General features: G+C 65.4%; 11 protein-coding genes and 1 pseudogene. All 12 read right to left on the reverse strand.

The window, feature by feature from the left end:
- Nucleotides 1–5: 5 nt before the first annotated feature.
- On the reverse strand, nucleotides 6–1,541 hold the full coding sequence (gene xrtA, locus CEQ44_RS16125) for an exosortase A (protein WP_088184698.1): 1,536 nt from the start codon (nucleotides 1,539–1,541) through the stop codon (nucleotides 6–8).
- Nucleotides 1,538–2,764 (reverse strand): TIGR03087 family PEP-CTERM/XrtA system glycosyltransferase, encoded by a 1,227-nt coding sequence (locus CEQ44_RS16130; protein ID WP_088184659.1) that lies wholly within the window; start codon nucleotides 2,762–2,764, stop codon nucleotides 1,538–1,540. The genes xrtA and CEQ44_RS16130 overlap by 4 nt, the downstream gene beginning before the upstream one ends.
- Nucleotides 2,761–3,834 (reverse strand): FemAB family XrtA/PEP-CTERM system-associated protein, encoded by a 1,074-nt coding sequence (locus CEQ44_RS16135; protein WP_088184660.1) that lies wholly within the window; start codon nucleotides 3,832–3,834, stop codon nucleotides 2,761–2,763. Before CEQ44_RS16135 ends, CEQ44_RS16130 begins: the two co-directional genes overlap by 4 nt.
- 66 nt (nucleotides 3,835–3,900) lie before the next feature.
- Nucleotides 3,901–4,971, reverse strand: a complete 1,071-nt coding sequence (locus CEQ44_RS16140; RefSeq protein ID WP_088184661.1) for a FemAB family XrtA/PEP-CTERM system-associated protein — start codon at nucleotides 4,969–4,971, stop codon at nucleotides 3,901–3,903.
- Nucleotides 4,968–5,813, reverse strand: coding sequence for an XrtA system polysaccharide deacetylase (locus CEQ44_RS16145; RefSeq protein WP_088184662.1), 846 nt, complete (start codon nucleotides 5,811–5,813; stop codon nucleotides 4,968–4,970). Before CEQ44_RS16145 ends, CEQ44_RS16140 begins: the two co-directional genes overlap by 4 nt.
- Before the next feature lie 959 nt (nucleotides 5,814–6,772).
- Nucleotides 6,773–7,634 (reverse strand): annotated as a pseudogene (locus CEQ44_RS16155) (XrtA/PEP-CTERM system-associated ATPase); the annotation flags it as partial.
- A gap of 23 nt (nucleotides 7,635–7,657) precedes the next feature.
- The gene (locus tag CEQ44_RS16160; RefSeq protein ID WP_088184699.1) at nucleotides 7,658–9,205 is read right to left on the reverse strand and encodes a hypothetical protein; all 1,548 of its coding nucleotides are present in this window, start codon (nucleotides 9,203–9,205) and stop codon (nucleotides 7,658–7,660) included.
- A 53-nt stretch (nucleotides 9,206–9,258) separates the two neighbouring features.
- Complete coding sequence (locus CEQ44_RS16165; RefSeq protein WP_088184663.1) at nucleotides 9,259–10,191, reverse strand: AAA family ATPase; 933 nt, start codon at nucleotides 10,189–10,191, stop codon at nucleotides 9,259–9,261.
- Between the two features lie 14 nt (nucleotides 10,192–10,205).
- Entirely contained in the window at nucleotides 10,206–11,726 is a 1,521-nt protein-coding gene (locus tag CEQ44_RS16170) for an XrtA system polysaccharide chain length determinant (protein ID WP_088184664.1), read from the reverse strand.
- Nucleotides 11,727–11,728: 2 nt separating this feature from the next.
- Nucleotides 11,729–12,373: an XrtA/PEP-CTERM system exopolysaccharide export protein gene (locus CEQ44_RS16175; protein ID WP_088184665.1), complete on the reverse strand. Its 645-nt coding sequence runs from the start codon at nucleotides 12,371–12,373 to the stop codon at nucleotides 11,729–11,731.
- A 132-nt stretch (nucleotides 12,374–12,505) separates the two neighbouring features.
- A complete protein-coding gene (locus CEQ44_RS16180; RefSeq protein WP_088184666.1) occupies nucleotides 12,506–13,738 on the reverse strand; it encodes a pyridoxal-dependent decarboxylase, exosortase A system-associated in 1,233 nt (410 codons plus the stop codon).
- Entirely contained in the window at nucleotides 13,735–15,246 is a 1,512-nt protein-coding gene (locus CEQ44_RS16185) for an acyl-CoA ligase (AMP-forming), exosortase A system-associated (protein WP_088184667.1), read from the reverse strand. The genes CEQ44_RS16180 and CEQ44_RS16185 overlap by 4 nt, the downstream gene beginning before the upstream one ends.
- Between the last annotated feature and the right edge of the window lie 73 nt (nucleotides 15,247–15,319).

Raw genomic sequence — 15,319 nt, forward strand, 5'->3', positions numbered from 1 at the left:
AAGCCCTAGCGGATACCGACGCTGCGGTCAGCCAAAACCCGCACATCGCCCAGATCGGTCAGAAAAGTAGCGATGGCGGCGTCGGATTGATGTCCTTCGCTGTCTTCCGCCGACACCAATAGGGCGACGGCGCGCTGGTCCTGCCCCAAGAGCCGCGCCTTCATCGTCGCGAGCTTGACCGTAGGCCTGCTGCCCGACAAGGCGCCGCCGCCTACCTGATAGAAGCTCACGACGTGCCTCACGACGGGGCCGGGGGCGGTGATCTGTTCGCCATGGCCGTAAGCGGGCGCGGGGGCCGGGGACGACCAGACCCATTCGCCGTCGGGATCGGCCGCCCCCTGGCCGAAGCCCACCAGTTCGCGACCTTCGTCCTGATGGGCATAGGCGGCAATAGCCAAATCCACGACCTGACCCGCTCCGTTGCGATAGCGCCCGATGACGAAATGGTCAGCGCCGTCGAAGCGCGGCTTCCACGGATAGGCTTGCCGTGCGTCGGTCCTGCTCCAGCCCTGCACAGTCGGCAGGGTCAGCACCGGGGGCAGCGGCTCAGCGGTTGCGGCGGTCGCGGCGAGCCAGAGTGGCGCCGCGACGATCATCGCCAAGGCCCCGCCCGCGATTGCGCCGGTGCGCGACGTCACTGGCACTGCACCTTGCAGGGCGCGCGGATCGAACCAGGGATCGCCGGGCTTGCGATCGAAAAAGGGCCAGGCGGTGGCCATGACGATCGCCATGACGATCGCAAAGAAGACCCAGCCATAGACGACATGGTCGAACCCGACGGCGGCATCGACGGTGGTGAGATGCGCGACCAATATGGTGGCGAAGGCGCGCACGCCATTGGCCAGCACCGACAGGGTGAGCGCGCCGACGATGAACACCGCGCGGCGCGACCAGCTCTTGAAACAGACATTGCAGACCAGCGCGCCATAGGCGGTCATGGCGATCAGGAATTTCGCGCCGGAACAGGCCTCCGCCACTTCGAAATAGCCGGTCGGCGTAGTGATGAAGATGCCCTCCATATGCGCGGGCACGCTCGACAGGTCGAGCAGCAGCATTGCCAGCCGCGCCGTCACCAATTGCAGGGGCGGCACGATCTCCTCACCGAAGGGCACCATGAAGAAGGCATAGAAAAGCGGGAAGAGAAGCGCCCGCGCCACCGCTGGGCCGAGCAGGGCGATGGTCGCGCCCTGAAGCATCACGATCAGTGCGCCGTGACGCACCATCGCCACGCCCGCAGCCGCGCCCAGCAGCCAGGCCAGTGCGCCTGCCCCCAGCCAGAGCAGCCCCGGCGTCCAGGCGACCGGCTCCAACTGCCGCAAGCCGGGCAGGCGCTGCTGCACCAGCCAGGCGATGAGGAAAGGGATGAAGAGGCAGTGGCCAAAGGTCGAGGCGTTCCACCATATCGATACCATGGTGCGAACATCGGCGAAGAACAGCGCGATGATCGCAAAAGCGACCACGCCCAGCGCGATCAGATGACCGCGCCAGCCGGTCAGGTCCGTGAGCGGCAGCCGGTCCATGGAGATCGCCCGCTCGTTCACGCTGCGCACGCGCTATTGGCGGGCGATCCGAACAGCAGGTCGGGCAACGCCGCCAAGGTTGCGGACCAGCGATAGCGGTCCTCCGTCCGCGCCCGCGCGGCAAGCCCCAGTCGTTGCGCGCGCGCGGGGTCGGCCAGCAGCGCGACGATCTTGGCCGCTTCCTCCGCCGGATTGGCGGCGACCAGGAAATGGACCTCGTCGCGGGCGTCGATGCCTTCGGCCGCTTGGGGCGAAGCGACGACCGGCCGCGCCATCGCCATCGCCTCCAGCACCTTGTTCTGGATGCCGCGCGCAATCCGCAGCGGCGCGACGACGACATCCGCCGCCGCCAGCCACCCGCGCACATCGGGCACGCCGCCAGTCACGATCACGCCAGGCAGTTGCGCCAGCGTCTCTACCGCCTTGGCCGGATTGCGCCCCACAATGGCGAAGCGCGCATCGGGATGGACCGTGCGGATCGCGGGCAGGCTCTGGCGGGCGAAGCTCTCGACCGCTTCGACATTGGGGCGATAATCCATTTGGCCCGTAAAGACGAGCAGCGGCCCCTCCCCTCGATCGACCGTAGGGAATTCCGCCGCCGGATCGAAATAGTCGAGCGCCACGCCATTTTCGATTGCGACCACGCGGTCCGCGCCGAGGCCGCAGGCGTCGCGGAAAAGGGCCGCTTCCGCCTCGCTGACGAAACTGCTGACGTCCGCCCGCACCGCTGTCCGCCGCTCGAATTCGAGCAGCACCCGCCCCTCGCGCCGGTTGACCCAGCCCATCGGCCCCGCTCCCTGTGCGCCATAGGTCGCATATTTGGCGGAATCGAAATCGACGAAATCCATCAGGAAACGCACGTCCGCAGGAAGGACTGGCACGAAATGCGCCATCTGCGCCGAATAGGCGACGACAGCGCGGATCGGCCGTTCCGCCAGCGTCTGCGCGACCCAGCGATGCAGGCCGGGATGGTCGAACAGCGAGACCAGCAGCGACCGGCGTTTGGTAAGGCCGATCAGCCCGGCTACCAGTTTGGACCGGTCGCGCATCAGCACGCACTGGCTGGCGGTCACCTGCGCCATCTCGTCTGCGAAGCCCATGTCGCGATCATCGTCGGCGAAGCAACCGACATGGACGGGCGCGACCTGCGCCAACCGCTGGAGCAGGTGATAGGACCGTATTTTGTCGCCCCGATCCGGCGGGAAGGGGATACGGTGGCACAGGAACAGGATTTCGCCGGTCATCCCAGCCCTCGCGCGATATGCGGCCCGATCAAATTAGCGATCGATTCGGGCAGCTTCTTCCAATATTCCACCTTTCGGCGATATTGCGGGGAAAGCGGATTGACGTCGCGCGTGTCCTTGCCCGGCGCGGTGCGCAGATGATAGCCGAGCGGTTCGCCCTCAAACCCCCATGTCTTCTTCCAAGCGGCAGGGCCGGTGCCGACCTTCGACCGACCGAAATCGAAGACGGCGCAGCCCCGCTCGCGCGCGGCGCGCATCAGGCTGAAATAGAGAAATTCGTTCGATCGCATCGCCCGCGCGCCCTCACCCGCGCCATGCCAATAGGGCATGCAGGCGCCGCGATGATAGAAGCTGATGACGGCCGACAGCGGCACGCCATCCTTCGACACCAGGGCGATGTCGACGTTGTCGCCGAACCGAGCCATGATCTGATCGAATAAGGCGCGCGGAAACACCGGCGTTCCCAGATTATGCACGCTATGGGCGTAGAGCCGATAATGGATGTCGCGCAGCCGCTTGCCGCGTCCCACCTCGAAATGCAGGCCGTTCGCCATACCTTTGCGAATCTCCGCGCGGTGGCGCTTGGGCACGGCCTTCAGCTCCGCCTCGTCATCGGCGGCCAGCGTCCGCGCGAAGCCCAGATAGGCGTCCGTCTTCTCCTGCCACATCGGACCGCCGGGCGCTTCCCCGCCACGCAATTCCAGCGTGTCGCAACCCAGCCGTTCCGCCAGCGTCCAGGCGGCGTCGGCCAGCGCCGGTCCCGCCTTGCGATGGCTAGTCAATATGCCGCCATCGACGGCAAAGCCGCTGCCCACCAAGGCGCGTCCGAACAGCGCCGATTTTATATAGGTCAGCGGCAACAGGCCGACGATCGCCCCATCAATCTGGCGCGCCACCAGCATCTTCGCCTTCTGCCTGGTCCCTGCTTCGACCCCCATGATCCAGCCGGGCCGATGAAAGGGCGTCGAATCCGGCTGGGCGCAGACCCAGGCGTCGATCTCGGCGACCGTCACTGCGTCAAAGAGACGCGCTTCATCGACAATGACCCCCAGACCGGTGATTGCATTCATGGACGTCATTTCCCTCGTCACCCCCGCCCGAACCTAATGGTCAGGGTTGAATATTTCGTATGCGTATCAACCAAGGCCGCGCGATATCATCGGTCCCAGCAGATTGGCGACGGGCAGCGGCAGACGCTTCCACAGTTCGATCCGCCGCTGATATTTGGCGCTGGTCGGATTGACGTCGCGCCTGGCGCCATCGACCGACCAGCCATGATAGACACGCGGGACCGGATCGAAGCCGAAGCTCTTCTTCCACGCCGCCTGCCCGCTGCCCGCCTTCGACCGGCCGAAATCGAAGTGGCGCATACCGAGGCTGCGACCATGGATCATCAGCCGATAATACATGAGTTCGTTGGAGCGCAATCGCCGCGCATCGGCGACACCGCCGCCCCAATAGGGCATCACCCGCCCCTGATGATAGAGCGTCAGCACAGCTGACACAGGTCGATCGCCTTCGCGCACCACTAAAATGTCGGCATCCTGGCCGAACTGCTGCAACACCGAGTGAAACAGCTGTTTGGGGAAGACGGGCGTGCCAAGGTTGCGAACGCTGGCGGCATAGACGCTATAATGGTCGCGCCGCAGACGATCGCTGCGCCCGGTTTCGACGTTGAGCGCCGGATTGGCGAGCGCCTTGCGCAGTTCGGCGCGATGCTTGCGCGGGACGGCGCGCAGTTCCGCCTCGTCATCTACGGCCAGCGGCCGGACGAAGCCGACATATTCGCCTTCACGTCGCTGCCAGTCGTCCCCCGGCGCAGGCCCGCCGCGCAATTCAACGGGTGGTCCGCCTTTATCGCGCGCCAGTCCCTGGGCAGCCGCAGCGAGCGGCGCAACCGCCCGATCGTCCATGACCAACAGGCCGCCATCTACCGCAAAAGCCGATGATACCAGTGCACCCCCGAACAGCCGGCTCCTTACATGGTGCAGCGGCAACAACCCCCGAATCTGGCCAGAGGGCGCAAAGGCGGCGAGCAGCAGCGCACGATGCCCCGTCGCCTGCGTGATCGCGCGCAGCCAGGCGGTGCGATGAAAGGGCGTGCCGTCGGCATGCGCCATAACGAAAGCGTCGGCGGCCTCGGCCTGGGCCGGGTCATCGATGTCCAGCATCGTCACCGCCATCCCGGCGGCATTGCCGACCATCATGACGCGCGCGTCGCTTCCGCGTCCGCCAGTGCATCCACGCGGGTCCAGGCGAAATCGCGGGTCAGGCGGCGCAGCTTGGCCGCCATCACGGACAGGTTGCTGTAGTGGCGCAGGCGCGACCGCAACGGTGCGTCCGCAACGCGCGGCTGGTCCGGGTCGATTTCCCAGGGATGGAAGTAAATGATCGCCGGGCGGCCAGCCTGTTCGTTGACCTGCCGGATCGCCCAGCGTGAAAAGGCGTACGGCAACAGGCGGAAAAAGCCGCCGCCTCCCGCGGCCAATGTGCGCTTGCCCCATTTGGCGGTGGTGACGGGCAATTCGACCAGATCCGATCCCGCCACCGGCTTCCAGGCGAAACGTGGCGAATCCGGCCAGCCATAATGGTCGTGCCGGATCGGCGCTACGCTGGACGAATAGCGATAGCCTTCTTCGGCCAAAATCGGATGCGCCCACGGCGTGCGCGGATCGATGGAGAAGCTGGGCGCGCGATAGCCGGTGACCGCCTGCCCGCTCGCATCCTCCAATATCGCACGCGACTTACGCAAATCGGCACGGAACTGTTCGGGGGTGAAGGTGAAGACGCGGGCATGGTCGTACCCATGGCTGGCGACTTCATGCCCGGCGTCCACAATGCGGCGCATCAGCGCGGGATAGCGTTCCGCCACCCAGCCCAGGGTGAAGAAGGTCGCCTTGACGTCCGCCTGCGCGAACAGGTCCAGCACGGCGTCGCTATTGGCTTCGACACGGTGAGTCAGGCCGTCCCAGTCGGCACGTTTCAGCGTGCGCTCGAACGCGCCGACCTGGAACCAGTCCTCGACATCGACAGACAGGGCGTTCTGCATGATTCTCCAACCTTATCCGTCCTACAGGCGTCAGGCGGCGACACCAGCCTGCACATCCGCCATCCGCTCTTCCCGCTCGACCCAGTCGACCAGCAACGTCAGCACGCGGCGCAGCGCCGTATCCTGCTCCTCGGCGCGGAACTCCAGCGCAGACAGTCGTTCCTCGATCAGGGTGAAACAGCTCTTGAGCGCTTCGGGATCGATCTCCGGCTGCACCGGCTGGCCGAAGGGGACATGCGACTGCACCGCCCGTAGCGAGGCGATCTCGGCGCGCAATGCTTCGATCTCACCCAGCATGTCGGCGCGCAGCATGTCGATGTCTGCGGTATCGAACGCCAGGGGTTCCGGCGCATCGTCGGCCATTGGTTCGGCCTGCGCAAAAGGCTCCCTGTCCGCATACGATTCGTGCGACGGGAAAGCCTCGGCCTCTGCCACGGCTTCATCCTCGGCAAACATGTTGACCCCGGCAGGCGCCTCCGGCTCGCGAGTCGACCATGCGGTGAATCTCGCTACCTCTGCCTGGTCTTCCACGACCGGATCGGATTCTGACGCAAGGTCTGACTCGACCGCGCGCGGTGCGGAGAATATAGCGAAAGCCGGGCGCGCGAACGGCGCGACCACGCTGGGCGTGACAGCCTCAATCTCGTCCGATGCGACATCGTCTTGCGCATCGTCAGGGGCGTCGGCAGCTGCAACCGGCTCGATCGCCGCATCAGCCCATGTCGGCTCCGCCCAAGCTGCATCCAGTTCGATCACATCCTCTTTGTCGGACGGCTCATAAGCGGCAAATCCATCGTCCGCCGCGACCTTTTGCGCGACCGGCGCCTCGTCCGCCAGGTCCAGGATGACCTCATCCTCGACAGGTTCGTCCTCGGCTACAGGCTCGGCCGGAAAGGCAAAAGGCTGGGCCTCAACCGGCGATTCTTCAACCCGCCCTTCCTCAGCGACAGGCGCCGCGCTCTCTTCGACCGTATCGAGGCTGGACGGGGCGATCGCTTCCGGGACGACGTCGCTATCCAGGCCCATGTCGGCCACGACGGCACCCACAACCTCTTCGTCGATCACATGCAATTGCTCGATCGCGCCCAGCAGCAGCACCCGGCTGGCCAGCGCGTTCAAACGGCGCGGCACGCCGCCGGTCGCCGTATAGAGCGCCGAAAACGCGCCTTGCGTGAAGGCCGGATTGCCGTTCCAGCCCGCAATGGCCAGGCGATGAAGCATATAGGGTTCGACTTCATTCGCCATCATCGGTTCCAGATGATGGGTCGCGATCACGCGCTGGCGCAACTGCTCCAGCTGCGGCGATTTGAGAAGATCGCGAAATTCCGGCTGGCCCAGCAGAAAAATCTGCAATAGCGATTGGCCGCCCAGTTGGAAATTGGACAGCATCCGCAGTTCTTCGATCGCGGAGACGGGCAGATTCTGCGCCTCATCCACGATCAGTAGGCTGCGCCGCCCGGCGCGCGCCTGGGCATGGAGCATGGATTCGACCTGTTGCAGGATCGCCGCCTTGGACAGGCCGTCCGTCGTTAGGCCGAAACTCTGCGCGGCGAGGCGCAGCATATCGTCGCCCTCGACCTGGGTCGACACGATCTTGACCGCGGTCAGCCGCGCCGGATCGATCGTCTGCATCAGATGGCCGACCAGCGTCGTCTTACCCGCGCCGATGTCGCCAGTGATGACGATGAAGCCTTCGCCCTGCGCCAGGCCATAGCCGAGATAAGACAGCGCCTTGCGATGGGTGGCGCTTTCGAAATAATAATGCGGGTCCGGCGTCAGCTGGAACGGACGGCCCTGCAATCCGTAGAATTGATCGTACATCTCTTCGTCTCCAAGGCGATCGGTTAGAAGCTGTAGCGCAGGCCGACCTGCCCCATCGCGCTGATGATTGTGTCCAGATCGTCCGCCTGCACCCCGTCCAGTCCGAGCGATGCGGACGCAGACAGACGACGGGACAACCCCTTGTAATAGCTAGCGAATGAACCGTAGTTCAGGACATCGGGCCGATCGCCGCTGGCGTCGAAATAATTGACGTAGCCAACCAGATCGATGCTGTCGCGATCGTTGATCGTATAGGTCACCGACCCGTTGCCATACCAGTTTTCGTCGCGCGATCCGCGGATCAGCACGGTCTGGCCGGTGGGCGTGATGAACTTTCGCTGCGAATAGCCAGCCCCCAGACCCCAGCCCCACGGGCCGCGTCGCAGCGCATATTGCGCCGACACGCCGCGATAGCGGAAATTGGCGTCGGTGATGCCCGACAAGGCGTCGTTGAAGCACTGGCCCCCGCCAGTGGTGGAGAAGGCGCAGCCGGTGATGTCGCCGGTAAACGGATTGCGCGCCACGTCGAAATTGCTGCCCGACAGGGCGGCGACGTCGGCGGTAATCATGCGACCGAAACTGTCGATCCCGTCGAAGACGATGACGGCGACATGGCTGTCGCGGCCCTGCCACAGGAAGCTGCCCTGATAGGTCATGCCGCCATAGCGTTCGCCGACCCGCGCCTGGAGCGTCGTACGACGGCTGGGCCGCCACAGCACGCCCGCGTCCCAGATGATGTCGTCGAAATCATAGACCAGGGCGCGCGGCGAGCTTTTGTCGGTGACATAGCGGCCGTTGCGGATCAGCGGCAGGCCATCGGCGCCCAGTTGCGGCGAACGCTGGCTGATTTCGATCTTTTCATAGCCGACGCCGCCGACTGCGGCGAGCGTTGGCGTAATGGGAACGGTCGCATCGACACGGCCCCACAAATCCTCGAACCGCTGGTCGAGCTGGCTGGCGTCCTCCCGATCATAGCCGCCGCTCGCGGTCAGGCCGATGCCCGGCAGCACCGTGTCGGGCGAAAAGCCGATCGATCCGTTGAGGCTGTGGGTCCAGCTGTCGGCAAAGGAGCCGCCGGACTGCCCCTGAACATTATTCTGGCTCACGCTGTCATCGACCCGCGCATAGCCCAGGCGATAACCGGCGTTGACGTTGAAGTCGCCAAGCTGCGTCGTATAGGATGGCCCCACATAGCCGGACCAGACCTGGCTGGTAAAGGTGTCGCGCTGGGTCGATGCACCAGACAGGCCGTCGGTGCGGACCCGCGTGGCAAGGCCGCCAGCCTGGATACCCAGACCGCGCGCGACATTGATGGTCGCATGACCAAATCCGCTCAGCACGTCCTGGTCCACCGCCTGGCTGCTCCAGCCGAAGCTGTGATTATATTGCAAGTCGACCGCCGCCTCGACGCGCTTGTTCTGCACTTCGGCGGTCAACCCGGCCGTGACGTTCGTATAGGTCAGGACGTCGCCGCCACCCTTGAGCGGCCCCATCACGACCTGATCCACCCCGATATAGGGGATCACGTCCAAGCGCTTGTCGTCCGAAGACGATTGCGCGTGGGCAGGCATTGCAGCGGCCAGCGCGACGCAGGATGCGCCTGCGATCCAGAGCCGAACGGTCTTCACTGGGCTTCCCCTTTGGCGTAATAGCTGCCGAAACGGCGGCCTCCGCTGTTGAAGCGGACGGCATTGAGCAAAAGCTGCACCTGCGCGCCGCCCTTCAACAGGCCTACAGCGTCGCGCAGGGCGCTTTCAGGCGTCTTGTCGGCGCGCACGACCAGCAGCGCGATGGCGGCATGGCTGGCGAGCACGGCGGCGGGCGATGCCGCCAGCAACGGCGGCGAATCGAAGATCACGATCCTTTCGGGCCGACCGTCCGTCAGCCGCTTGAGCAGCTGCTCGGTCCGGGCCGAGGCGAGATATTCGGTGTCGTTATGGCTGCGCTGCCCTGCGGGCAGGACGGCGAGCGAGGGAATGTCGGTGCGGATCACGCAATCCTCGATCGCGACCAGCGGGTCGGCGAGTGCGTCCATCAGGCCGGGACCAGCCTCCAGCCCCAGTTGCGCGGGGATGCCGGGCTTGCCGAAATCGGCGTCAACCAGCAGGATTTCGCGATCCTTCTCCGCCGCCAGGCTGAGCGCCAGGTTGATCGCGCAGAAGGTCTTGCCCTCCCCACTATGAGCGGAGCAGACGAGAATTCGGTTGCCGCGCGGGTTATTGCGCAGTTGCGACAGCAGGTCGCGCTTGAGCAGGCGGAACTCCTCGCTCATCGTCGTCACCGCGCTGTCGGGACGCAGGAAGCCGTCCTCCGCCAGCTTAATGCGGTCGATCGCCTGCACCGGCCCGGTCCAGGCCGGGGCACGGAAGGTCGGCGCGGCGGGGGCATCGGCCAGGAAGGCAGCAGGTGCCGGCTGTGCGACCGGCACGGGCGGCAGATCGGCGGGCACATCGACCGCAGGCGCGGCGCGGCCACGCAGCGCGGCGTTGAAGTCGTAAATCTCCGTGGCTCGCTCGATCAGCGATCCCCGGCCCTTGATGGAGCTGTGCTGGTTCATTTTCCCTGGCTCCTTCACGCCATGCCACGCTGGACGAATTCGACGACGACCAAGAGCAGGCAGATAGCCACCAGCCCTCCACTCGCCCCGGCGAACCACTTCCGCCGCTGTTTTTCGATCGCGACCTGCGCCGCACTGACCGTCTGGCTGATCGATCCGGCGACCGGCAGGCCCAGCGCCTTTTCCAACCGCGCGGCGGTCGGGAAGGTGCCCTTCAGCTGGCCGAGGGCGAAGGCGACGCCGATCCCCGCACCGATCCCCAGGATCAGCACGCCCAGCAGCAGCAGCGGCCGGTTGGGCGCTGAAGGCGCAGTCGGGGTGCTGGGCGGCTGGATGACGCGGAACTGGACGGAGCCGGTTTCGGTCTTCACCTCGCCGCGCAACCGGATTTCCTCGCGATCGCTCATCAGCTTGTCATATTGGGCTTTGATCGCGGCATAATCGCTGTCGAGCTTCTCCTGCTCGGATGCGACGCCCGGTTCGTCGACCTGTTTGGACATCATGGTGTTGAGGTCGCCCTGCAACTGCGCCTTGCGCGCGCTGAGCGCCTGCACCGTCGCGGCGCGTTCGGCCTGCATCGACCTGATCGACAGATAGGCCGGGTTGGGCGTGCTCCCCGCCCCGCCCACGCTGCCGCCGCCGCTCTTGCGCAGGGCATCGACCTCGCGCTGAGCCGCGATCACATCGGGATGGTTCGCGGTCCAGCCGCGCGCGCGCATCGACGCCAGGTTGGATTGCGCCTGCGCCAGCGGCGAAGCGCCGCCCGATGCGCCGACGCCCGGCAGGGTCGCAGGTGTGCCGACCAGTTGGCCGTTCATCGCGCTGAGCGCGCTTTGCGCCTGGACCAGCTGCGAGTCGATATTGTTGATCTCCATCCGCGCAGCGTCCATCCGCTGGCTGATCGATCCCGCGCCAGGCAACAGCCCGACATAGCGCTGGGCGAATTCGACGCGGCGCTGGTCGGCCGCTTCGAGCTGCTTGCCACGGGCGGCGATCTGCTGGTCCAGGAAAGCGAGGCTCTGCTTGGTCTGGTTGCGGTCGCCGGAGAGATTTTCTTCCTGGAAGATGTCGATCAGCTTCTGCACGATCTGCTGCGCGATGCGCGCATTGGCGCCGTCGGACAGGCTCGAATCGGCGGAGATCGCGCTGATGTCGATCATGCTGGGATCGGCCTGCGCCATCACCGTGATATTTTCGCGCAGCGTCGTGATCTTCGCGGCGATATCGCGTGGGCCGGACACGGTCTGAGACAGGTCGGTGTCGCGCACCACCTTCTCCAGATTCTCCGCGCTCGCCAGCGTGCTGCGCACCCGGTCCAGATCCTGCTGCGACTGGACCTGGGTGATGCCCACCTTGTCCTCCAGCAGCGACTGAGTGTTCACATAGACCCGCGCCTTGGACTGATAGCTGTTGGGGATAAGCGCAACGCCCAGCCATCCCAGCAAGCACAGGCCCCAGGCGACGCCGAGCGCCACCCAGCGGCGGCTCCATATGCCGTGGAGCAGGACCAACATTTCGTCATAGAGACCGGCCATGATCAGAACATGCTTTCAGGAATGATGATGACGTCACCGGGCGACAGCAGCACATTGGCGCGCGTGTCCCCCTTCTTCAGAAGGTCGCCGAGGCGGACCTGATATTCCTTCTGCTTGCCCGTATTCTTGTCGAACCGAACCAGCCGCGCGCGGTTGCCCGCCGCATATTCGGACAGGCCGCCGACCGAGATCATCGCGTCGAGCAGCGTCATGTTCGCGCGGTAGGGAATGGACGCCGGCTTTTCCGTCGCGCCCACGATCCGAACCTGCTGGCTGAACGTGCCACTGAAATTGTTGACGATCACCGACACCAGCGGGTTTTCGATATATTGGGTCAGCGCCAGCTTGATGTCGTCTGACAGCATTTTGGGCGTCTTACCCACCGCCGGCATGTCGGTGATCAGCGGCGTGGTGATGCGGCCATCGGGACGCACCTGCACCTTGGCCCCCAGTTCGGGATTGCGCCACACGAAGATGGTGAGGTCGTCGAGCGGGCCGATGATATATTCTTCGCCCGGCCCTTCCTGGGTCGAGACGAAAGAAGCGGGCGGTAATTGCGGCCCGGACGGCGCGGAGGCGCAGCCCGACAGGGCGATAGCGGGTAGCGATACGCCGATCAAAAGCCTGGAAACCGACACGAAACGCATATTCTCACCTCTTTGTGCGGCCATGCACCGGCGGCCGCCAAAGAGGGCAAGGCAACCGGTCAGCACATGGCTTCGGGCTTCTTCTTGCAGGGAAAGGGTAAAGATACCGTTAGGAGTTAAGTCCCAAGCTAATCAGCCAAGTAAAAGTTCGCGAGGACTTGGGTGGCCAAGAAAAGCACCGGGACTTGCCGACGCGCCATAGGCGCCGGCGAGGAAGATGGCGATGAGGTCGCCTTCCTGCACCAGCGGCAACGCCACCTTGTCGCCCAGCCGGTCGATCGGGGTGCACAGGCACCCGACCACTGTTACGGGCGCCTCCACCGGCGGCGCGCCGAAGCGGTTGGCGACCGCGATCGGATAGTTGCGCCGCACGACCGTCCCGAAATTGCCGCTGGCGGCGAGTTGGTGATGCAGGCCGCCATCGACGACGACGAAGGTTTCGCCCTGGCTGACCTTCACGTCGACCACGCGGGTCAGATAGACGCCCGCCTCCCCCACCAACCAGCGGCCCAGTTCGATCGCAAAGGCGCTGCCGGTCAGAATGTCCGGCAAATTCTCCAACTGGCTGTCCAAAGCCACGCCGATCGGCCGGATATCCAGCCGTTCATCGCCGGGAAAATAAGCCAGGCCAAAGCCGCCGCCCAGATTGACCAGCGACGGCGACGCGCCGACGTCGTCCGACAGCCGCGCCGCCAGCGCTATGGTCGCCGCCTGCGTTTCGATGATCGCCAACGGATCGAGATTCTGGCTGCCCGCGAAAATATGCCAGCCCCGCCAATCCGCGCCAGCATCGATCATCGCTCGCGCCAGCGCCGCGGCCCGATCCGCATCCACGCCAAAGGGTTTGGCCCCGCCGCCCATGCGCATACCCGATCCCTTGAGATCGAAATCCGGGTTCACCCGCACCGCCAGGCGCGGCACCTTGCCCAGTTTGTCCGCCACCGCCAGCGCGCGGCGGCCCTCCCCCTCCGACTCCAGATTGACGGTCACGCCGGCGAAAATCGCGGCTTCCAGTTCGTCGTTGCGTTTGCCAGGGCCAGCAAAACTGATCCGATCCGGCGCCATTCCGGCAGAAAGCGCCATCTCCAGTTCGCCGCCTGACGCGATGTCAAATCCGTCTACCTGGCCTGACATGCGCGCCAGCAGCGGCGCATAGGGGTTGGCCTTGATCGCATAATGGAGATGCAGCGCTTCAGGCATGGCGGCGCGAAAGCGACGGACCTGCGCTTCCACGATATCCATGTCATAGGCGAAAAGCGGCGTGTCGCCCGCCTCGTCGACCAGGCTAGCCGCCCCGCAGCCGCCGATTAGCAGCATGCCTTCCTCAGCCCCGAACCAGGCAGGAATCGGCCCCATCGGCTTCATGCGCCATGCTCCAGAGTGAGCGCGACCCGGTCGATCTTGCCATTGGGGTTACGGGGAAAATCCGGGCGCACGACGATATCGTTGGGCTGCATGAAATTGGGCAGTTCGCTTTTGAGATGCGCGGCGACGGCCTGTGCCACGGCGGCGTCGCTGGCGCGGATCAGCAGCCGCACCGCCTGCCCCAGCCGATCGTCTTTGATGCCCAGCGCCACCGCTTCCGCGACGCCGGGAACGGCGACAGCCGCTTCCTCTATCTCGGTCGGGCTGATGCGATTGCCCGCCGACTTGATCATCGCATCATCGCGGCCGACGAAATAGAGCAGGCCATGGGCATCGCGGCGCACCGTGTCACCGGACCAGACCGCCATCCCACCATAGACCGAGGTTGCGGGCGCGGGCTTGAACCGCTCGGCGGTCCGCACCGGGTCGCGCCAATAGCCCTGCGCCACCAGCGGCCCGCAATGGACCAGTTCGCCCGGCTCGTCATCGTCGGTGATGCCGCCATCCGGGCGGACCACCAATATCTCGGCAAAGGGAATCGCCCGGCCCATCGAATCGGGATGGCTGTCCACCAAGGCGGGTGGGAGATAGGTGGACCGGAACGCCTCGGTCAGGCCGTACATCGGATAGAGGTCAGCCTGGGGAAACAACGCGCGCAGCTTCGCCACCAATGGCCGGGTCAGCGCCCCGCCGCTGTTGGTCAGGCGGCGCAGCTTGGCCGCCACCGCCTCCGGCCAGTCGAGTTCTGTCAACTGCACCCACAGCGGCGGCACCCCCGCCAGCGTCGTGATGTCGCGCCGATCGATCAGCTTCATCACGTCGCGCGGCGTCAGATAGTCGAGCGGATAGACACAGCCGCCCCCATACCAGGTCGAAAGCAGCTGGTTCTGGCCATAGTCGAAACTGAAAGGCAAGACGCAGGCGGTGCGATCCTCCTGCGTCAGTTCCAGATAATCGGCCACCGCCACCGCGCCCAGCCACAGATTGGCATGGCTGAGCATCACCCCCTTGGGCCGTCCGGTCGAACCGCTGGTGTAGAGAATCGCCGCCAGATCTTGCGGATCGGCCGCCGACGGCCCGATAGCCTGGCCGCCGCTCATCGCGCAGGCGGCGTCATCCTCCCGGTGCAGTTGGCAGCCAGCTGGCACTTCGTTAGGCGACAGGCTGTCGAGTCGCGCCGCCGTCCCGATCAGCAGCAACGCGCCGCTATCGGCCAGGATATGCGCGACCTGGGCATGTTTGAGCAGCGGATTGGCCGGCACATGGACCAGCCCCGCACGCGGCGCGGCGAGCGGCATCAGCGCGGCGACCGGCCCCTTGGCGATCCAACTGGCGACTCGCGCGCCCTTTTCCAGTCCGAATCCCGCCAGCCAGCCCGCCAGCCGTCCCAGCGTCTCTTCCAGTTCGGCATAGCTGTAGCTGCCCGAGCGGCCGTCGAGCGCGGCCCGCGCCGGATCGCCGCGCAGCAGCAGATGGTCGATCGGCCGCACCTGCGCGCCGTCGGGCATCAGACGATCCTGTAGCAAGGGAGGGCTTAACTCCATTTCCAGACTTTTATCCTATGCCGCATGGTGGTTTTGG

Origin of the sequence: Sphingobium sp. Z007 (genome assembly GCF_900013425.1) — a bacterium.
Taxonomy (GTDB): Bacteria; Pseudomonadota; Alphaproteobacteria; order Sphingomonadales; family Sphingomonadaceae; genus Sphingobium.